At 65.5% G+C, this 20,731-nt stretch carries 14 protein-coding genes; 2 read left to right on the top strand and 12 right to left on the bottom strand.

Annotation, left to right across the window (positions count from 1 at the left end):
- Window positions 1–146: 146 nt before the first annotated feature.
- From FDY95_RS09095 to FDY95_RS09140, 10 genes are all read right to left on the bottom strand, one after another.
- Window positions 147–1,175, bottom strand: coding sequence for a LacI family DNA-binding transcriptional regulator (locus FDY95_RS09095; protein ID WP_171025603.1), 1,029 nt, complete (start codon window positions 1,173–1,175; stop codon window positions 147–149).
- A 269-nt stretch (window positions 1,176–1,444) separates the two neighbouring features.
- Window positions 1,445–2,608: a mannonate dehydratase gene (uxuA, locus tag FDY95_RS09100; RefSeq protein WP_138076960.1), complete on the bottom strand. Its 1,164-nt coding sequence runs from the start codon at window positions 2,606–2,608 to the stop codon at window positions 1,445–1,447.
- 100 nt (window positions 2,609–2,708) lie between these two features.
- A complete protein-coding gene (locus tag FDY95_RS09105; RefSeq protein ID WP_138076962.1) occupies window positions 2,709–3,566 on the bottom strand; it encodes an SDR family oxidoreductase in 858 nt (285 codons plus the stop codon).
- 197 nt (window positions 3,567–3,763) lie between these two features.
- Window positions 3,764–6,052, bottom strand: coding sequence for a beta-glucosidase BglX (gene bglX, locus FDY95_RS09110; protein ID WP_138076964.1), 2,289 nt, complete (start codon window positions 6,050–6,052; stop codon window positions 3,764–3,766).
- A gap of 199 nt (window positions 6,053–6,251) precedes the next feature.
- The gene (locus tag FDY95_RS09115) at window positions 6,252–7,307 is read right to left on the bottom strand and encodes an endo-1,4-beta-xylanase (protein ID WP_138076966.1); all 1,056 of its coding nucleotides are present in this window, start codon (window positions 7,305–7,307) and stop codon (window positions 6,252–6,254) included.
- A gap of 118 nt (window positions 7,308–7,425) precedes the next feature.
- Window positions 7,426–8,352: a sialate O-acetylesterase gene (locus FDY95_RS09120; protein ID WP_138076968.1), complete on the bottom strand. Its 927-nt coding sequence runs from the start codon at window positions 8,350–8,352 to the stop codon at window positions 7,426–7,428.
- A 167-nt stretch (window positions 8,353–8,519) separates the two neighbouring features.
- Window positions 8,520–9,953, bottom strand: coding sequence for an agarase (locus FDY95_RS09125; protein ID WP_138076969.1), 1,434 nt, complete (start codon window positions 9,951–9,953; stop codon window positions 8,520–8,522).
- A gap of 104 nt (window positions 9,954–10,057) precedes the next feature.
- The gene (locus FDY95_RS09130; RefSeq protein ID WP_138076971.1) at window positions 10,058–11,926 is read right to left on the bottom strand and encodes a glycoside hydrolase family 2 protein; all 1,869 of its coding nucleotides are present in this window, start codon (window positions 11,924–11,926) and stop codon (window positions 10,058–10,060) included.
- A 176-nt stretch (window positions 11,927–12,102) separates the two neighbouring features.
- Window positions 12,103–13,623 (bottom strand): RagB/SusD family nutrient uptake outer membrane protein, encoded by a 1,521-nt coding sequence (locus tag FDY95_RS09135; protein ID WP_138076973.1) that lies wholly within the window; start codon window positions 13,621–13,623, stop codon window positions 12,103–12,105.
- A 124-nt stretch (window positions 13,624–13,747) separates the two neighbouring features.
- Window positions 13,748–16,963 (bottom strand): SusC/RagA family TonB-linked outer membrane protein, encoded by a 3,216-nt coding sequence (locus FDY95_RS09140; RefSeq protein WP_171025604.1) that lies wholly within the window; start codon window positions 16,961–16,963, stop codon window positions 13,748–13,750.
- 613 nt (window positions 16,964–17,576) lie between these two features.
- Between FDY95_RS09140 and FDY95_RS09145 the strand changes: the two genes are divergently transcribed.
- Window positions 17,577–18,605: a LacI family DNA-binding transcriptional regulator gene (locus FDY95_RS09145; RefSeq protein WP_212744878.1), complete on the top strand. Its 1,029-nt coding sequence runs from the start codon at window positions 17,577–17,579 to the stop codon at window positions 18,603–18,605.
- Between the two features lie 148 nt (window positions 18,606–18,753).
- On the opposite strand, the gene FDY95_RS09150 is transcribed toward FDY95_RS09145, so the two are convergent.
- Window positions 18,754–19,680: a PAS domain-containing protein gene (locus FDY95_RS09150; protein ID WP_138076976.1), complete on the bottom strand. Its 927-nt coding sequence runs from the start codon at window positions 19,678–19,680 to the stop codon at window positions 18,754–18,756.
- A 25-nt stretch (window positions 19,681–19,705) separates the two neighbouring features.
- Window positions 19,706–20,071 (bottom strand): hypothetical protein, encoded by a 366-nt coding sequence (locus FDY95_RS09155; RefSeq protein WP_138076978.1) that lies wholly within the window; start codon window positions 20,069–20,071, stop codon window positions 19,706–19,708.
- A gap of 260 nt (window positions 20,072–20,331) precedes the next feature.
- Here FDY95_RS09155 and FDY95_RS09160 point away from each other — a divergent pair, with 260 nt between their 5' ends.
- Window positions 20,332–20,700: a hypothetical protein gene (locus FDY95_RS09160; protein WP_212744879.1), complete on the top strand. Its 369-nt coding sequence runs from the start codon at window positions 20,332–20,334 to the stop codon at window positions 20,698–20,700.
- Window positions 20,701–20,731: the final 31 nt, after the last annotated feature.

A 20,731-nucleotide genomic window follows, 5' to 3' on the forward strand; every position in this document is an offset into this window, starting at 1 on the left:
CGGACAACGGCAGGCCCTCAGAAAGCCCGCTTCTGGCTGAAAGCGGGCTGAGGTTGTTCAGGCAGGAATAGTCGGCAAGCGGACGCCAGATGAAGCATGACCGTTCTAAGGACCGGTGCTCTTCAACGGCCTTTGGGCTGAAACCCCTACGCCTCCAGTCGCTGCGAGGAGGCGCGCACCAGCAGCTCGGGCTGCAGCACGATCTGGCGCGGCGGCAGCTGGCGGGTCTGGTCGGCCACCATGTCGAGCAGCAGGCGCACGGCGGTGCGGCCCATTTCCTCGCAGCGCTGGTCCACGGTGGTCAGGTGGGGCTCGGTGAGCAGGGTAAACAGCTCGTTGCTGAAGCCGGCCAGCGCCACGTCCTGCGGAATGCGGAGGCCGGCGGCGCGCAGCACCTGCATGGCCCCGGCCACGGCCAGATCGTTGGCCGCAAACACGGCGTCGAAGGGCACGTGGCGGCTGAGCAGGACCTCGGCTGCCTGCAGGCCCTCGGGCAGGGTCAGGTCGCAGAAATACACCAGCTGCTCGTCGTAGGGCAGGCCGTGGGCCTGCAGGGCGTCGCGGTAGGCGCGGTAGCGGTTGCGGCAGATGTTCAGGTGCTGGGGCCCGCCGATGTGGGCAATGCGCCGGCAGCCCTGCCCGATGAGGTGCTCCACGGCCTGGTAGGCGCCCTGGTAGTCATCGAGCACCACCGCGCTGACGTTGGGCGAATCCGGAATACGGTCGAAGAACACCAGCGGCAGGTGACGGCGGCGCACGTCCTCGAAGTGCTGCACGTCCTTGGTGGTCAGGGACAACGACACCAGAATGCCTTCGACTTGGGCGTTAAGCAGGGTGTCGAGGTTTTTCTTCTCGTGGGCCGCGTTTTCGTTGGACTGGCAGATCATTACGTTGAAGCCCGCCTGATTGGCCACGTTCTCGATGCCCTTGAGCACCAGGGCGAAGAAGTGCCCGTCGATGTGGGGCACGATGACGCCCAGGGTGTTGCTGCGGCCCTTGCGCAGGGCCGCGGCCAGCTGGTTGGGCTGGTAGTTCAGCTGCCTGGCCAGTTCCCACACCCGGCGCTTGGTGGCGTCGCTGATGCTGCTGTGGTCACTGAGCGCCCGCGAAATGGTGGAAACGGACAGATTCAGCTGGGCTGCCAGATCCGAAATAGAAGCGCGGTGCGTGGACACGGGGAGAAGAAACGATGAAGGAGCAAGTTCGGGTAAATCGGGCGGTTGGCGCAGCACGGCCCGCGTGGTACGGCCCATATCGGCAAACTCCGCCGGCGGGTTGCCGGTTCAGTGGCGGGCCCGGCCCGGCGCATCCGGAACCGTGCTGCTGCGAACCGCATCGGGCGGAATCCAGAATAACGAAAAAAGCCCGCTTCCGACCGGAAGCGGGCTTTTTTGCTGCTAACCGCGTGGTGGGGCGCAGCGGCGGCAGGTACGGCGTGGATGAGCTACAGGCTGCGCGAAATGCCCATTTCCAGGCCGCGCAGCTCGGCCAGGCCTCGCAGGCGGCCGATGGCGGAGTAGCCGGGGTTGGTTTTCTTTTTCAGGTCGTCGAGCATCTGGTGGCCGTGGTCGGGGCGCATAGGCAGGCTCTGGCCGCGGCGCTGCATGGCCAGCAGCAGCTCGCGCATCACGGCGTACATGTCCACGTCGCCTTCCAGGTGGTTGGCCTCGTAAAAGTCGCCCGCCTCGTTGCGCTGGGTGCTGCGCAGGTGGATGAAGTGGATGCGGTTGGCAAACTGGCGCACCATGGCCGGCAGGTCGTTGTCGGGGCGCACGCCGAAGGAGCCGGTGCAGAAGCAGAGGCCGTTGCTGAGCGAGGGCACCGCGTCGCAGAGGGCCTGCACGTCGGCGGCGGTGCTCACCACGCGCGGCAGCCCCAGGATGGGGTAGGGCGGGTCGTCGGGGTGAATGGCCAAGACCACGCCCGCTTCCTCGGCTACGGGCACGATTTCCTGCAGAAACAGGATCAGGTGCTCCCGCAGCTTGGCCGCGTCGATGCCCTGGTAGGTGTCGAGGGCCTGCTGAAACTGCTGCAGGGTGAAGCTTTCCTCCGAGCCGGGCAAACCGGCAATGAGGTTGCGCACCAGCAGCTCCCGCTCCGCCGCGCTCATACCCGCCAAGCGGGCTTCGGCCGCGGCCAGCTCCTCGGCGCCGTACTCCGCGCGGGCGCCCGGGCGCTGCAGCAGCAGCACGTCGAAGGCCACGAAGGCGGCGCGCTCGAAGCGCAGGGCCCGGGAGCCGTCCTCCACCTCGTAGCTCAGGTCGGTGCGCGTCCAGTCGAGCACGGGCATGAAATTGTAGGTGACGGTGCGGATGCCGCAGGCCGCCAGGTTGCGCAGGCTCTGCTGGTAGTTTTCGATGTGGCGCTGAAAGTCGCCGGTGCGGGTCTTGATCTGCTCGTGCACCGGCACGCTCTCCACCACGCTCCAGGTCAGGCCGGCGGCGGCCACTTCGGCCTGGCGCTTCTGGATTTCGGCCACGGTCCAGACCTGGCCGTTCGGTACGTGGTGCAGGGCCGTCACCACGTCGGTGGCGCCAGCCTGGCGAATATCGGCGAGGCTGACCGGGTCAGAAGGGCCGTACCAGCGCCAGCTTTGGATGATGGGCATGTTTGTGCTTGATCTTGGTTTAGCTGTCCGTCATGATTACTATCCAGCGAGATGTCTCGACTTCGCTCGACATGACGTTCAATGGTTTTGGGCCGGCAAATTACACCCCGCTGTAGGCGTTGAAGCCGCCGTCGACCAGAATCGTCTCGCCGCTGACGAAGCGGGAGGCGTCGCTGAGCAGGTAGATGAGCGTGCCGGTCAGCTCCTCGGGCTGGCCGAAGCGCTGGTAGGGCGTGCCGGCAATGAACTGCCGGGCGCGGGCCGTGGGCGTGCCGTCGGGGTTGACGAGCAGCGTGCGGTTTTGCTCCGTGAGGAACACGCCCGGGGCAATGGCGTTCATGCGCAGGCCGCCGCCGTAGCGCAGGCCCAACTCCACGGCCATCCATTGGGTGTAGGCTTCCACGGCTTTCTTGGCCATGGTGTAGCCCAGCACCCGCGTCAGCGGCCGTTGCGCCGTCAGGCTCGACACGTTCACGATGCTGCCCTTGCCCTTCTCGGCCATGACGCGGCCAAACACGTTGGTCGGAATCACCGTGCCGAACAGGTTCAGGTCAACCACGCGGCGGGTGTGGTCGAGGTTGAGGTCGAACAGGTCCTGGTCGGGCCCGACGACGGCGCCGGGCATGTTGCCGCCGGCCCCGTTCACCAGCCCGTCGACAGTGCCCCAGGTGCGGATGATTTCGTCGCAGGCGGCCTGCATCTGGGCCTGGTCGAGTACGTCGGCCAGCAGGGGCAGGGCCTCGCCGCCAATGGCTTCGATGGCGGCCACCCGGGCCTGGGCCCGCTCAGCGTCGCGGCCGAGGATGGCCACTTTGGCGCCGGCCTCGGCCACGGCCAGCGACAGGGCCTCGCCCAGCACGCCGGTGGCGCCGGTAATGACGATGACTTTGCCTTCGAGGGAAAACTGGCTGAGGGCCGAGAGGGCCGGAGCCGGGAGAGTGTCGGGGGAAAGGCTCATGGATAGGTTGGGGGATTAGCGGGGGAGTGTGGGGGCGGACGCTGCGGTAGCGCAACTTTTAGAACGTCATGTCGAGCTTGTCGAGACATCTCGCGTGCTGATGTCCGATAGTGAAATCATCGGTCAACGAGCAGAATACTATCGAGCGAGATGTCTCGACTTCGCTCGACATGACGGACTGGATTGGCGGTTGATTCTTACTGCAGCGTCAGCTTGCTTTCCAGGCGAATGTCATCGGAGGCCGAGCCGATCATCAGCTGGAAGTCGCCGGGCTCGGCCACCCACTCCAGCTTCGCGTTGTAGAACGCCAGCTTGTCCTGGTCGATGGTGAAAGTCAAGGTCTTGGTTTCGCCGGGCTTGAGGCTGATTTTCTGGAAATCCTTCAGCTCCTTGAGCGGGCGGGCCACCGAGGCCACCAGGTCGCGCAGGTAGAGCTGCACTACTTCCTCGCCGGCCACTTTACCGGTGTTCGTGACGGTGCATTGCAGCTGCACCGTCTGGCCGGCGGCCATCGTGGGCTGGCTGAGCTTCAGGCCGTCGTACTTGAACGAGGTGTAGCTCAGGCCGTGGCCGAAGGCGTAGCGCGGGGTGTTGGGCGAGTCGATGTAGGCCGACTTGTAGCGGATGTCGCCGGGCTTGGTGACGGGGCGGCCGGTGTTGTAGAGCTGGTAGCTGATGGGCACCTGGCCCAGGGAGCGGGGGAAGGTGCTCGGCAGCTTGCCGGCGGGGTTGTAGTCGCCGAAGAGCACGTCGGCCAGGGCGTGGCCGCCCTCCGAGCCGGGCCACCAGCCGTAGAGAATGGCGTCGGCCTGGTCGGCAATCTGGTTGAACACCAGCGGGCGGCCGGCCATCAGAATGACTACCACGGGCTTGCCGGTGGCTTTTAGGACCTGAAACAGCTCGGTCTGCACGCCGGGCAGGCCGATGTCGGTGCGCGACTTGGCCTCGCCGCTCATGTCCCAGGTTTCGCCCACGCAGAGCACCACCACGTCGGAGGCCTTGGCGGCTTCGACGGCCGCGGCGAAGCCGGCGCGGGAGTCGCCCTGCACCTCGCAGCCCTTGGCGTAGCGCACCTGGGTGTTCTTGCCGGCGCGTTTGGTGAGGCCCTCGTGCACCGAGGTAATCTGCGCGGTATCGGCCAGTACCACCCAGCTGCCGGCCAGGTCGCGCTTGGCCTTCGCTAGCGGGCCAATGAGGGCAATGCTGCGGGGCTGGGCCAGGGGCAGCGCGTGGTTGTCGTTTTTGAGCAGCACCACCGACTTACGGGCAATGTCGCGGGCGGCTACGCGGTGCTGGGGGTCGTTGAGTACCTGCTTTTCGCGCTTCTCGTCGGAGAAGCGGTAGGGGTCGTCGAATAAACCAAGCTCAAACTTCTTGCGCAGAATGCGGCGCACGGCGTCGTCGAGCAGGGCTTGGTCGGCCTTGCCGTCCTTGACGGACTGGGCCAGCGTGGTGTGGTAGGCGTCGCTTTCCATGTCCATGTCGGAGCCGGCGGCCAGGGCTTTGCGGGCGGCGTCGGCCTTGTCGGTGGCGTAGCCCCAGGGCACCATCTCGCCGATCGAGCCCCAGTCCGACACCACGAAGCCGGGGTACTGCCACTGGCCCTTCAGAATGTCGCGCTGCAGGTAGCGGCTACCGGTGGCCGGGATGCCGTTGAGCGTGTTGAAGGAGTTCATGAACGTGGCCACGCCCGCGTCGGCCGCGGCTTTGAAGGGCGGCAGATACACCTGCCAGAGCTGCTGTTCGCTCACGTCGACCACGTTGTACTCGCGGCCGGCCACGGCGGCCCCGTAGGCGGCGAAGTGCTTGGCGCAGGCCATGATGGCGTCGGTGCCGCCGAGCTTTTCGCCCTGGAAGCCCAGCACCCGGGCGCGGGCAATCTGGCTGCCGAGGTAGGTGTCTTCGCCGGCGCCCTCCATCACCCGGCCCCAGCGCGGGTCCCGGCCCACGTCCACCATCGGCGCGAAGGTCCAGTGAATGCCCGAAGCCGCGGCTTCGCGGGCGGCCACGTGGGCCGACTCGCGGATGGCGGCCAAATCCCAGCTGGCGGCTTCGCCCAGCGGAATCGGGAAGACGGTCTGGTAGCCGTGGATGACGTCGAGGGAGAAGAGCAGGGGAATCTTGAGCCGCGACTTCAGCGCCTCGGCCTGGATCAGGCGGGTGTCGGCCACGCCCTTCACGTTCAGCATCGAGCCCACCTGCCCCGCGCGGATGCTGTTGAGCAGGTCGTTTTTGCGGTTGCTGGCCGGGCCGGTCACTTCGCGGCCGGAGTACTGGTTGAGCTGGCCGATTTTTTCTTCCAGCGTCATCTGCCCGAGCAGCGCAGTTATGCGCTGTTCGATATCGGCGGCGGAAACCTGGGGCAACGCCGACGCGGCCGACGCGGCGGCTTTCTTGACCTTTATCTTGGTTTTCTGGGCCAGCGCGGCGGGCGTGGCAGCCAGCAGCAGGCCCAGGAGCAGATGGTGGTAGCGGGGTACGCGCATTCGATTAAAGGGTAAAAAGCGCCGTGGGTGGCACGGCAAAGAACGTTCGTTGCACTCACTGGCGGCCACTGGCCACAGCCGTTTCAGTGGCCCCGGCGCACCTCACTCACCAAGGTGCGCGGCGCCTGTTCCCTGCGAAACAGCTGCTTTTCCCATTCCCCAATGCGGCCGGCAGCCGCCAGGTGAGGGCAACGTGGGGTTACTGCAAGCCTTCGACAATGCCGTCGTAGGCGGGCTTTTTCTGGTATTGGTCGTTGAAGGGCAGGGGCCAGTCGGGGCAGCTGCAGTAGCCGCGCACCCAGGTATCGGCGTCGGTCACGTTCCAGGTAGTGATGCCGAAGCGCTGGGTGGCGGGCAGGGCGTTATAGGTCTGCACGATGAGCTTGTACTTGGCTTTCTGAGCGGTCTGCAGGGCGCTGGTAAGGGTCAGGCCGGCCTGGTTGTCGGGATTCACAGCCACGTCCAGCTCCGAAATGTGCACCAGCAGCCCCGTCTGGGCGGCGGTGGTAATGGCCGCGGCCAGGTTGGCGTCTGAGCGGTTGATATTGGTGTGCAGCTGCAGCCCGATGCCGTCGATGGGAATGCCGCGGCTCTTGAGGCCGTTCACCAGGTTCAGAATGGCGGTGCGCTTGGTGGGGCCGTACTCGTGGCCGTAGTCGTTGTAGAAGAGCTTGGCGTCGGGGTCGGCCTGGCGGGCGTACTGAAAGGCCCGGGCCACGTAGTCGGGGCCGAGGTGCTGCCGCCACGGGCTGGGGCGCAGGGTGCCGTCTTCGGCCACGGCCTCGTTCACCACGTCCCAGGAGGCCACCTGCCCGCGGAAGTGCCCGACTACGGTCTGGATGTGGGTCTTCATCAGGTTTTCCCAGGCGGCGGAGTCACCCTGAAAATTCGTGACCCAGCTGGGCAGGGAGTTGTGCCAGATCAGGGTGTGGCCGTGCACGCGGCTGTTGTTCTGGCGGGCGTACTGCACCAGGTAGTCGGCGTCCGACCAGGTGTAGGTCGCGGCGTCCGGGTGCAGGCTGCGGAATTTCATGGCGTTTTCGGCCGTCACGCTGCGGTACTCCCGCGTCACCACCTGCTGGTACGCCGTGGTGCTGCGCATCAGGTTCACGTTGACGGCCGCGCCGAAGGGAAAGGCCGCTTCGCGCAGGCTGCCGAGGGCCGGCGGCAGGGGCGGCTCCGGGTCGGTGCCGGCGCCTTTCTTGCCGCAGCCAGTGAGCAGCAGGATAAGCGAAAGGAAGGACAGTGCTTTCATAGGCGCATCACCTTCCGGCCGACCCCACCCCCGGCCCCTCCCGCTGGGAGAGGGGAGCCAGATGATGCGGCTGAACCTGACGAAGGCTGGTTAGTTGCGGTGGGTGCTGCGTTTCGGGTTAGGAGCGAGACTTGGCAGGTTTGGCTTTCGACTTCGTTTTCAATTCCGGCTTCGACTCCGCTTTTGGCTTAGCCGCGGCCTGCAGCTTCAGCATGGCCGCCGCGTAGCGCTGGCCCAGCAGGCGGGCCGAGGCCGCGTCGTAGTGCAATTGGTCGCCGCGGTGCCGGGTGTTTTCGGCTGTGACGTAGGCGTAGTGCGGCACCGTTTGGGCGAGGCGGGCCACCGCCTGATTCAGCTGCACGGCCCCGGCGTTGATGCGGCGGCCCAGGCTGTCGGGCCGCTCGTACTGGAACGCGGGCAGCTGCGCGGCCACGAAGGGCACGTCGGGCGCGCCGAGGTCCTGGCGCAGACGGTTGATGAGGGCGGTCAGGTTCTGGGCGTAGGCGGTGCTTTTCGCGGGGCTGCTGTCGGCTTCGCCCTGGTTCCAGAGGATGCCGGCCAGCGTGCCATGTTGCAGCGCCAGCCGCGCCCGGCGCAGGGCGTCGTCGTAGGGGTGGGTGTTGGTGGCCGCGTCGGCGGCGCCGGGCTGCCAGGCGCTGATGGCCGTGCCGCCCACCGCGCAGGGCACCAGCCCGATAACGGCATCCGGCTCGGCTGCCGCCATGGCCCGGCCGAAGCTCAGCCCCGGCCCCACGCCGGCCACCGGCTTATCGAAGTGCAGCGGGTCCTTGGCCGCTTCCCACTGCCCGGTCGCGTTCAGCCGCAGCACCCGCGCCGTGGCCGTGGTGTCCCGAGCCTCCACCACCCCGCGCCCCGCCATGTTCGACTGGCCCAGCAGCAGGTACACCCGCAGCTGCTCCCGGCGCGCCGGTGGCGCCACTGCCGTCCGCACCTGCGGCTTCAGCCCCGCCGCCACGGGCCGGGCCGGCGTCTGGGCCAGGGCGGCCAGCGGCAGCAGCGTAGTGAGGACGGTTAGGCGGAGCATGGATTGGGTCTTTGTGGCGTTGCGCCTCACCCCCCGGCCCCCTCTCCGAAAAGGAGAGGGGGAGCCGGACGGCGGTATGCGGGCGTTATCAGTTGTCCGTTGCGAGTTGTCAGGTGAGAGGTCAGCTTGGTTAGACGACTGTCAACTGACAACTCGCACTTGGTAACTCACTGCTTGTCGAAGTAGTCGGCCAAGCGGTACATCTGCTGATTCAGCTCGCGCATGGGCAGCAGCAAGGGCTGGTAGGGCTGGAAGCTCCAGTTCACGATGCCCTTGTTGGCGTCGGTGTTGGATGGCTCGGCGCCTTTTAGGGTGGGGTCGTTGTCTTGGTACTTAAACCAGTGCCAGCCCACGCAATTCTTCGATTCCAGCAGGCCCAGCGTGAAATTCTGGTAGAACTTGCCGCGGTCGGCCTGGGTGCGCACCACCCAGCCGGCGCCGGCGGTGTTGGCCAGGCCGGGGGCGTCTTCGCCCTTCACGTACCACTCGGTCACGATGAAGGGCTTCTGCGCCAGCTTTTCCCACTCGCTTACCCACTTGGGCTCGGGCGTCCAGTTATTGTAGTAGTTGATGCTGACCACGTCCACGTACTTGCCCGTCACCGTCAGCAGCTCGGGGTAGTAGCGCTGGGCGCCGTGGAAGCGGCAGCCCAGGTACATGTGGTTGGGGTCGTACTTTTTCAGCGCCCGGGCCACCGTGCTGAAATACTTGTCGGCCACGAAGGCCAGGAAATCCTGCCGGTTTTGGTCGGTAATGGTTTCCAGGGTGATGCCGCGCTGGTCGGCCCAGAGTTTGGCAGCCTGGTAGCCGGGCTCGGTCTGCGGGAGCTTGAGGTAGCCGTCGAGGTTTTTGCGCAGCAGCGGCATCTCGTTGTCGGAGAAGTAGCCGAACAGGTTCCGGTCGTCCTTGTACTTGGTGAGTTGCTGGGCGTACTGCTCGCAGAACTCGGCAAAGCCCGGGTCGAAGGCGAAGATGACGTCGTTGGGGTAGCCCTTGTGGCCGGGCTGCACGTAGGTGCCGCCGCGCTTGTCGCCGTACTTGGCCATGAAATCCAGGTTCACGGTGTAGGCCAGCGGCCGGTCGGCTTTGGCGTTTTCCGCCCGGATTTCCTCGTTCGCCGACCACGCCCCCGCGCCGTTGAACCCGTTGTCGACCAGCAGCTGCCGGGTCTTACGCATCCAGCCGGCCTTGTCGCCAAACTGCTCCTTAAGGGCCTGCTGGGCCCGCTCCGAGCCGACAGCCTGCACGTTGTTGGGCGCGTTGTGCAGGAAGAAGTAGCCCTCGGGGTCCACCGCCCACCAGCGCCCGTCCACTTTCTTCACGTAGTAGAAGCCCGTGGCCGTGGTGCGCTTGTCGAGGCGCCCGCCGTACTTGCTCAGCTTGGTTTTGCCCGGCTTGAAGCCCCGCAGCTGCGCAATGTTGCGCGTGGCGTAGCTCTTGTAGGGCGAAAACGAGGCCGTGCCGTCGATTTTGGAGTTGTTGAGCGTCTTCTTCGCGTCGACGCGCAGGGTGTACTCGGTGGTATCGAGCTGCTGGGCCTGGGCCGTGGTGAGGCCAGTGAGGAGCAGCAGGCCAACTACCGCCAGCCGGGAGGCCCACATGGCACCGGATTCCCAGGGTTGAAACCCTGGGCTAGTGAGCCGGGCGAACTGGGTATCAATAGCCCAGGGTTTCAACCCTGGGGCCGCGGCGTTTGGAATGCGCATCATTTCCCGTCGTATTGCTTGGCCAGCTGCCGGTAGTACTCCTGCAGCACGTAGAAAGCCTTTTTCTTCGTGCCGGTGCTCGAAATCAGGCCCTTGCGGTTGAAGCCCTGCTGGTACACCGGGTGTTGCCGGCGGGTGGCGCGGAAGTCGGCCAGAATCCACGGGGTCATGCCGCGCAGGTTCTTGATGGTGCCCAGCATCTTGAGCTGCTGCTGGTACAGCGCCTCTTGGTACTCCTCGCTCCAGCGCGTCTCCGCGTCGGCGTGGTAGCCGGCCAGGGCGTCGCCGCCAAACTCGCTGATGGTGACCGGCTTGTTGTACTTGATATCGAAGGTGTACTTGGTGATTTCGCTGGGCTTGCCGCCCCAGTACCAGCCGGCATATTCGTTGATGCTCGTCAGGTCCAGAAACTCGCCCAGCGGGTCGTCCACGTGGATGACGTTGTCGGGGGTGCGGTGCAGCTCCAGGGCGGCCGAAATCAGGCGGGTGTCGTCCAGTGAGCGGGCTTTCTGGGCCAGGCTGCTCATGAACTTCAGGCGCGGCTCGCTCAGGGGCGTTTCGTTGCCGATGCTCCACACCACCACGCTGGCGCGGTTTTTTCCGAGCGAAATCAGGTCGGTGAGCTGGTTTTCGGCGTTCTGGTAGGTGGCGGGGTTCTGCCAGGCAATGGTCCAGTACACCGGCACCTCGCCCCACACCAGCAGGCCCATTTCGTCGGCCAGCTTGAGCATGGTTTCGTTGTGCGGGTAGTGGGCCAGGCGCACGTAGTTGCAGCCCAGCTCCTTGGCCCAGGTCAGCAGCATGCGCAGGTCACCCTCGCCCCGGGCCCGGCCCGGAATCAGCGGATTCTCGTCGTGCATCGAGATGCCGCGCATGAAAATCGACTTGCCGTTCAGCAAAATGTCCGCGCCCCGCGTCTCGATGGTGCGGAAGCCGATGCGGTCCTGCACCTGGTCGGTGCCGGTGCTCAAGGTCACCGCGTACAGCTTCGGCGTCTGCGGCGACCAAAGCGTGAGCTTCTTCGCGGGCACCGTGAAGCTGGCGCGGCCCTCACCGTCAGTTTTCACCTGCTGGGTGATTTTGGCCTCCGGGATGCTCAGCGTCACCGTCTGACCTGCGCGGCCCTCACCCGTCAGCTGCACGAAGCCGGCGAGCTGGCCCATGTTGCCCTTGGCCAGCTGCACTTTGTAGTCGCTGATGAAGGTCTGCGGAGTTTCGGCCACAAACACGTCCCGGGTCAGGCCGCCGTAGTTCCACCAGTCGGTGTTAATGGTCGGGACTTCCTCCGGGCGGCGGGTGTTGTCGGCCTTCACCACCACGAAATTCTCGCCGCTGGGGTCGAGGCGGTCGGTGATGTCGTACTGAATCGGGGTGAAGCCGCCCTTGTGCATGCCCAGCTTCTTGCCGTTCAGGTACACGTGCGCCTCGTAGTTGATGGCCCCGAAGTACAGGTGGTAGCGCTTGCCGGCCGCAGGCTTCAGCGTGAAGCTTTTCTTGTACCAGATGGTGCCCTCGTAGTAGAGCAGCTCGGGCCGCTGCGAGTTCCAGTCGCCGGGCACCTGCAGGGCGTCGGCGTGGTCGAAGTCGTACTCAATCAGCTCCGTTTCCTGCTTCGTGCTGGGCTTGGCATTGTCGTAGTAGCCCCCCTTGCCGCTTTTCGACTGGTCGAAGGCCTCGCGGCGGTAGTCGTAGAAGCCGTTTTCGTAGGGGTCGATGATGTAATTCCAGCGGCCGTTCAGGCTCAGCACCCGGCGGCCGGGCGCGTTCTGCAGCAGGGCCGATTGGGCCCGCAGCGGCTGGGCATTGAAAGCGCTGGCCAGCAGCAGGGACGCGGCGGCCAGCGTCTTCAGCGAAGTTCGAAAAGTCATTAAGCGGGTGTTGGGGGAGGAAAGCAGAATGCTGACGCGGAGAAGATTCCCCCTCCTCAACCGAAGAGGGGCTGGTGAATCAGCGGAAACAATAAGAGTAGCGCTAACAATTGAATTGGCTGGGGTGGTCAGGGCCCCAAACCCCGCCTCGGTTGAGGCGGGGCACTAGGAATAGGCTAGTTGTAGCCCGGGTTCTGGGTCAGAATCGGGTTGGTCTGGATTTCCTGCACCGGAATGGGGAACAGCAGATTGTTCTGGTTGATGCGGGTCGTGGCGTTTTTGCGGGCGAAGTAGGCGTTCATCACCGCAATGGCGCGGTCGGTGCGCACCAGGTCGAACCAGCGGTGGCCTTCGAAATTCAGCTCCAGGCGGCGTTCCAGCTCCAGGCGGGTGCGCAGGTCGGTGCTGCTGATGCTGCCGGGCAGGTCCACGGTGGCGTTGGCGGTATTCGTCGGCAGGTTGCGCGAGCGGCGAATCACTTGGTTCACGGCCGACAGCGCGGCGGCGTTCGGGCCGGTTTGCTCGTTCACGGCTTCGGCGTACATCAGCAGCACGTCGGCGTAGCGCAGCACAATCCAGTCGTTTTCGGCGTCGGTCGAGCTGGTGGGCGTGTCGATGTACTTGCGGGTGTAGTAGGACGTGGTGGCCGAGGCGCCGGCCGGCAGCACAAAGGAGGCGGCCGTGCGCACGTCGGCGGTGCCGCTGGCGTTGGCGGTGGTTATCAAGTCGCTATCCACCACGTTGAACTGCTGCCCGGTGAAGTTGGCGCCGATAATGGAGCGGGTTTGCGTTTCGTTGTAGCCCGGCATAAACCAGGTCGTAAACGCGCTGCCCAGGCCCAGGGCGCCCTTGGTGTAGCGCACCGCAAACAGGATTTCGCTGTTCATCTCGTTGCTGGTGGCGAAGATGTTGGCGAAGACGGGCTGCAGGGAGAAGCGGTTGTCGCGGATAACCGAGTCCAGCTCGGTGGCGGCCGGCGCGTACTGCTTCTGGGTCAGAAACACCTTGCCCAGCATGCCCTGCGCGGCGCCTTTGGTCACGCGGCCCAGGTCGTTGCCGGTGCGTGTGGTGGGCAGCCACTTCTTGGCGAAGCGCAAATCCTCGATGATCTGCGTGTATACCTGCGCCTGCGGGGTGCGGCCGAACTGGTAGGCGTCGGGAATGGACTCGATTTCGCCCGTGACCAGCGGCACGTCGCCCCAGATGCGCACGGCGTTGAAGTACGACAAGGCCCGAATGAAGCGCACCTCGCCGAAGTAGCGGTTGCGATTGGCGGCGGTCAGCTTCACGGTCTGGCCCCGGCTCAGGATGATGTTGCAGCGGGCAATGGTGCGGTAGGTCATCAGCCACTGGCTTTGCAGGCGCGGGTTGTCGCTGATGATGGAGAAGTCGTCAAACTCGTTGAGCCGCTCGCCCGAGGTCAGGGCCGTGCTGTTGTCCGACGGAATTTCGCCGAACACGAAGATGCCGCGGTTGTTGGCCGACGACTTGCCGTACTGGTCCTGCAGGGCCGAGTACGCGGCCGTCACCCCGCTCACAATGCTGAGCGAATCGGGGTAGCCCTCGGAGGACAGCAGGCGCGTGGGGTCGTCCAGGTCGATGAAGTCCTTGCTGCACGAAGTGGTGCCCAGCGACGCCAAACCCAGCAGCGCCGAAACGCTGAGGCCGGCCAGTATATTCTTGTAGTTGAAAGTCATGGTAGGGAAGGTTTTAGTGCTTGGTGGGTAGGGGTTGGTGCTTGGCCCGGTCTGAATCGGACTGAGCCGAATCGAATTTGGACGACCTAAGCACCAATCACCCGGCACGAAGCGCTAATTCAAATTAGAAGCCCAGCTGCAAGCCCACGGTGAGGGTGCGGGCCATCGGGTACGAGCCCTGGTCGACGCCGTAGGTCGGCGTGGTGGAGTTGCCGTAGTTGTTGGCTTCCGGGTTGTAGCCGAAGTACTTCGTGAACGTATACAGGTTCTGAATGCTGGTATACACGCTGGCGCTCTGCAGCTTGGCCTTCTGAGCCAGGGTCGTCGGCACGTTGTAGCGCAAGGTCACGTTGCGGATGCGCAGGAACGAGGCGTCGTGGATGAAGTACGAGTTGAACTGCGTGCGCAGCGAGCCGGCGGTGGTGGCCAGCGGGGTCTTGCCGTCGCCCGGGTCCTCGGGGCTGCGCCAGCGCTTGGTCATGGCCTGGCGGGCGTTGGTACCGCCGGGCGCGTTGAAGGTGTACCGGTCGCCGCCGTAGAGGATGTCGTTGCCCTGCGAGCCTTGCAGCGTCACGGCCAGCGAAAAGGCCTTGTAGCCGAACGTGTTCTGCAGGCCGTAGGTGAAGTTCGGGAAGGGGTTGCCGATGACGCCGATGTCGCGGGTGTCAATCTTCCCGTCGCCGTTCACGTCCTTGAACTTGAAGTCGCCGGGCTTCACCACCGTGTTGCTGGCCGTCCACTTGGGGCTGCTGTCGATGTCGGCCTGGTCGCGGTAGATGCCCTCCTGCTGGTAGCCGTAGAACACGCCCAGCGGCTGGCCGGGCACCACCCGAATGGAGCTAGTGTAGCCAAATACCGCGTCGAAGGTAATCTGCTCGTTCTGGCCGGCCAGCGACAGGACTTCGTTGCGGTTAAACGTAAGGTTGGCGGCGGTGCTCCAGGTGAAGTTGCCGGACACAATGTTGGCCGTGTTCAGCTGGAACTCCAGGCCGCGGTTGCGCACCTCGCCCACGTTGGCCAGCGCCCGCGACGAGAAGCCGAGCACGGCCGGGATGTTGCGGTTCAGCAGCAGGTCGGTGGTGTTGCGCTGGTAGGCGGCCACGGTCAGGTAGATCCGGTCGCGGAACAGGCCCAGGTCGAAACCTGCGTCCACCTGCGTGTTGGTTTCCCAGCCCAGGTTGCGCTGCGATACGCCGTTGGGCGCGTAGCCGTAGAGGCGGGTGCCGGTGCCGGCGCCCAGCACGTAGTTGGCCGCTTCCTGGTAGCTGTTGTAGCCGTAGTCGCCGATGTTGTTGTTGCCGGTCACGCCGTAGGAGGCGCGCAGCTTCAGCTCCGAAATGGTGGGGAACTGCTTGATAAAGCTTTCCTCGGCCACGCGCCAGGCCAGCGCCACCGAGGGGAAGGTGGCGTAGCGGTTGTCGGGGCCGAAGCGCGACGACCCGTCGCGGCGCAGGGCCGCCGTCAGGATGTAGCGCTCCTTGAACGTGTAGTCGACGCGGCCGAACACCGAGGTCAGCGCGTTTTCGGTTTTGCTCAGGTTCGAGCCGAACGCCTGCCCGGCGGCCGTCGGGTACTCAATTTCGGCCGTGCCGTAGGTGCCGGTCTGGCCCAGCACGGTGCTGCCCTCGAAGCTGTTGTACTGGGCCGCGTAACCGGCCAGCACGGTCAGGCGGTGGTCCTGGCCGAAGGTGCGGTTGTAGGTGGCGGTATTTTCCCACACCCAGTTCATGTTCGTGCCGTTGATCTGGCGCGCGTCCACGTTGTTGAGCACCGGCGTGGAGAGGTTGGCCCCCTGGTTGCCGGCCGTGCCCAGCGTGGCCGGTACGTAGATGTTGCGGCGGTTGTTGACCAGCTCGGCCCCGAAGTTGGTGCGCAGGTTCAGCCCTTTGAGCAGCTCATAATCGAGGAAGCCAATGCCCAGGGCCCGCACCACGTTCGAGCGGTCCTGGTAGAGGTCCAGCGGGGCCAGGGGGCTGAGCAGGTCGCCGGGGTTGGTGATGCCGCCGCGGGTGGCGGTGCGCAGGCCGGCGTAGTCGCCGTTGGCCAGGCGCGTAGGCACGATGGGGGGCATAATCAGCGCCGCCGTGATGGCGCCGGTTTCGCCGCCGGGGCCGCCGCCCGAGATGTTGCCGCCGTTGTAGCTGCCCGAGGTGGGCACCACGTCGGTGCGGGTGAAGTTGGGCGCCAGGCTCAGGCCCAGTTTCAGCTTGTTGCTCAGCTGCGCGTCGTAGTTGGCGCGCAAGGAGAAACGCTCGAAGCCCGAGCCTTTCAGCGTGCCGGTTTGCTTGAAGTAGCCGCCCGACATGTAAAAGCGGTTTTTCTCGGTGCCGCCCGAGGCCGACAGTTGGTACTGCTGCTGCACGCCGGTGCGGAAAATCTCGTCCTGCCAGTCCGTGTCGGGCAAGCCGCCGGGGGTGTTCAGGTAGGTGGTCAGCTCGGCCCGGGGCGTGCTGTTGGCGTTGGCGTACGATTCGCGCAGGTACTCCACGAACTCGTCGCGGTTCATCAGGTCCACCTTCTTGGCTACCTGCTGAATGCCGGTGTTGGCCTGGAAGTTGAAGCGCGTCTTGCCGTCGGTGCGCCCGCGCTTGGTCGTCACGATGACGATGCCGTTGCCGCCGCGCGAGCCGTAGATGGCCGAAGCCGCCGCGTCCTTCAGGATCTGAATCGACTGAATGTCGCCGGGCGGAATCTGGTAGTAGCTGTCGGGGGTGTTGAGCGGGTAGCCGTCGACCACGTACAGCGGGTTGTTGCCGGCCGTGATGGAGCCCAGCCCGCGCACCCGGATAACGGCGCCCTGGCCCGGCTCCCCGGAGGGCTCGGTAATCTGCGCCCCGGCCACCAGGCCCACCAGCGCCTCCGAGGGCGAGGCCACCGGAATCAGCTCCACGTCCTTGGCCTGAATGGAAGCAATGGACGTGGCCAGCAGCTTCTTCTCCTGCGCGCCGTAGCCCACCACTACCACTTCGCTCAGCGTCTTGTTGTCGGGCTGGAGCGTGATGCTCAAGGCCTCGCGGCCGTTTACCGGCACTTCCTGCGCCAGGTAACCGATAAAGCTGAAGACCAGCGTCGCGTCGCTGGGCGCGGTGATTTTGTAGCGGCCGTCGGGGTCGGTCTGGGTGCCGTTGGCGGTGCCCTTCACCACCACGTTGACGCCGGGAATGCCCTGGCCTTTTTCATCGACGACGCGGCCCGAAACGGTCCCGTCGGCAATGATGGTGGTGGGTGCAGCGCTGGGCGCGGCAGCCAAACTGGCCGTGGCCAGGGCCGCGGGCACCGGCAGCAGCACCAACGGCTTTACCAGCCAGCGCAAGGGAAATTGGAGTAGAGAACGAGGCATGCGGAGTGAGTGGGAATAAAGGTGTGTGCTAGGGAAAGTGGCCGGCGTGGGGCACTGACGATGCCGGGCTATGGGACCGAGCCGGAATGAATACCGGGCAGGCTGCACGGCCCGGCTGCCGGCCGGATAAAGAGGGGCGTGGGTTGGGGTGAGTAGGCACTCAACACGGCTCCGGTCAGGACTTTGGCGCCGAAGCGGGGCGGACCGGAAGCGAGGGTGACAAAGGGTGGATTTCTGTCGTTTTGAAGCGCCTGAGCGCATTTGACAGAACTAAGTACAGCATACTTGCAGGCCGCTGACCCTTTGCTCGTTGGGTTTATTTACGGAAACGTTTTCGATAAAAACGCCGCAACTAGGCTCGAAACGGGTGTAAAACCAGCCTTGGTTGGGTGCAAATCGGGTTGTGTAAGTAAGCAGTTACTCCGGCTGGCTACAGCGCTGCCGGCCGCCGCCGCTGCGCTTAAGTCCATCAGCCATAAGCCGCTGCGCAAACGGCCGCTACTGGCCCAAAACGCGCGAAGCTGCGTGTAAACCCCTATCTTCACCGGCCGCCTGCCCGGCAACGACGAGGTTGCCGGCTGCTTTCCACTTCTTGCCTGCCTTTCGCCCGCGGATGCCTTCCAAGCCCCTGCAACGTACCAATCTCAAACAACTGGCCCAGGAGCTGGGTCTCTCCATTTCCACCGTTTCGCGGGCCCTCAACGACAGCTACGAAATAGCCGCCGACACCAAAGAGCGCGTGCGGCAAAAGGCGCAGGAACTCGGCTACGAGCCCAACCCTTACGCCAGCGGCCTGCGCAGCCGCAAAAGCAAAACCATCGGGCTGGTCATTCCCGAAGTGGCCAACAACTTCTTCTCCCTGGCCATCGACGGGGTGGAGGAAATTGCGCGGGCCAACGACTACCACGTGCTCATCTACCTCACCCACGAGAGCCACGAGCGGGAAGCCACCATCATTCAGCACCTGGCCGGCGGGCGCGTCGACGGCATTCTGATGTCGGTGGCCAGCGAGAGCCCCGACGCCAGCCACCTCGCCACCCTGGTGGAAAGCAACGTGCCGCTGGTGTTTTTCGACCGGGTGGGGGAGGGCATTGCCACCGCCCGCGTCACCACCGACGACTACGCCAGCGGCTACCGCGCCACCGAGCACCTCATCGAGCAGGGCTGCCGCCGCGTGGCCTACCTGCTCATTTCCGACACGCTCTCCATCGGGCAGAAGCGCATGGAAGGCTACCGCGCCGCCCTGCAGGCCCACGGCCTGCCCACCGACGCATCCCTCATCGTGCCCGGCACCCTCGACCGCGACCAGAACACCCGGCGCATCCGCGAGCTGCTGGAGCAGGACCCGGCCATCGACGGCATCTTTGCCTCCGTCGAGACGCTGGCCATCAGCAGCTACGAGGCCTGCCAGCAGCTGGGCCGGCGCGTGCCCGAAGAGGTGAAAATCATCAGCTTCTCCAACCTGGCCACCGCCGCCTACCTCAACCCACCGCTGACCACCATCCGGCAGCCGGCCTACGAAATGGGCAAAAAGGCGGCGGAAATCCTCTTCCGCGCCATCAGCAAAAACCGCCCGGTCCTGCCCACTCAAAGCGCCGAGCTGCAGTCGACGCTGGTGGTGCGCCGCTCCACGGGCGGATAAGGGCGCGGGGCCATGCTCCTGAAAAGCGAAACCGCCGGCTGATACTTTCAGCCGGCGGTTTTCTTATGACGAGCAGCTGATCGGCGCCAGGGCCTGTGCCCGGGGCCCGATCAGCCCTAGCCCGCACCTGATGCTTTCGGGCGCCGTCTCAGGGCTGATCGGGTGCGGGCGCCTCGCCGAGGCGCTGCCGCAGCTGCGCTACTTCGTCTTCTAGGGCCAGGGTGCGGAAGCGGATTTTGGCCTCCAGGTCCAGCCGGGCGCGTTCCAGCTCGTCTTCGCGTTGGCGCAGGGCCTGCTCGGTCTGCTTCTGGGCGTGAATGTCGGTGCAGGAGCCGAACCACTGCTGCACCCGGCCCGCGGCGTCGAGCAGGGGCTGGGCCCGCCCGATAAACCAGCGGTACTGGCCGTCGTGGCGGTGCAGGCGGTACTCGATTTCGTAGGGCACGGCGTCGCGCACCGATTCCGTCCAGCGGGCCAGGCAGCGCGCCAGGTCGTCGGGGTGCAGCACGTCCTGCCAGCCCGAGGCCAGGGCTTGGTCGGGCGTCTGGCCGGTGTAGTGCAGCCAGCCGGGGTTGAAGTAGGTCACCGCGCCGTCGGGCTGGGCAATCCAGAGCATACCGGGCGCCAGTTCCACCAGCTGCTGCAGCTCTAGCTGGCGTTGCTGGTGCCGGAGCGCCTCGGTCTGCAGCTCGGTGATGTCTTTGGTGATGCCCTGAAAGCGCAGCGCCTGGGTGCGGGCCGCGTCGAACACGGCCAGGCCGGTGGTGCGTACCCAGCGCACCTGCCCGTCGGGCAGCAGCACGCGGTATTCCACCGAGAGGCGGCCGGTGCCGCTCGGGTCCAGGGCCTGGGTGAGCTGTTGCTCCACCCGGGCACGGTCGTCGGGGTGGGAGGCGCCCAGCACGTCGGCCAGGGCCACGTCGGCGTCGGGGAGCAGGCCGAAGAGGTGCTTGCAGCGGGCCGAGCAGGTGAAGCGGCGGGCGGGCAGATCCATTTCCCACACGCCGATGCCGGCGGCATCCAGCGCCGCGTCGATGCGTTCCGGGGTCAGGGCAGAGCCGAGAGAGGCAGGCATGGGTGCTTGCGTAATGGGTGCGAGGTTAGGGGTGGGTGAGCTGCAGCTCCAGGCCCGACTGGAAGTACAGTACCATCTGCCGCACGCTCCCGTCGGGCGAGCGGCGCAGGCGCGTAATCAGGGCCTGGGCCGAGCCGTCGGGCAGGTGCAGTACCAAAAAAGGCTGCCCCAGCTGGGCGTGGCGCTGCAAGTGCCAGGTGCCGCTGAGGGGCGGCGAGTCGTTGCTTTGCAGCCGCAGCGTATCGGCGTCGAGGTGCAAGTGCGTAGCTTCGCCCCACAATGGCTCGGCGGCCGGGGCCGCGCGCAGCTGTACGATGCGCCAGGGGCCGAGCAGCTGCGTAGCCGCCAGCGCCGGTAGATTTACGTCGTACAACGAGGTCAGATCAGTCACGGATAGCCAGCGGGTAAGAGGTCAAATGAATACTCATTAGAATGCAAGCGTACCGTTTTATTCTGGCCAGGGTGGGCCTTTTTGCGTAAACACAGGAATTTTCCACCCAAGCCGTACTTGTCATGAGCCCAACCGAAGGTGACCCCACCCCTGAGCCAGCAGTACCGTCCGATGCCGCCTCGGAAAACTCCGATTACGCAGTGGAGCCTCCGGCGGAGGATTTGGGTATGACAAAAATAGAGAAAAGTATTACACAAATCGTGGAGGAGACGCCGCCCGAGCAGCCCGGCGACGCGGCTGTGGTGGAAGTGCCCCTGGGACACGGCCGCCGCCCCGGCCGGCCGCCGCGCACCACCGAGGCACCCGTCACGTGGTCGGTGCGCGGGGTGAGCCGCGACACGCGGGCCAGCTTCGAGCGCGGCGCGGCCCGCGCGGGCAAGACGCTGGGCCAGTACCTGAACGAAGACGTGCGCCGCCTGGTGGAGCAGCAGCTGGCCGAAAGCAGCCCGCCGGCCACCCTGCAGTCCGAAATCCAGTACCTGCGCCAGCTGGTCGAAAACCTGACCACCATGATCGGGGCCGCCCCGCCCGCCCCGGCCCGGGGCGAGGAACCGCCCACCGCCGATTAAACCAGGCCAGAGCAGCCGATACCATATTCGC

Origin of the sequence: Hymenobacter jeollabukensis, assembly GCF_005771675.1 — a bacterium.
Lineage (GTDB): Bacteria > Bacteroidota > Bacteroidia > Cytophagales > Hymenobacteraceae > Solirubrum > Solirubrum jeollabukense.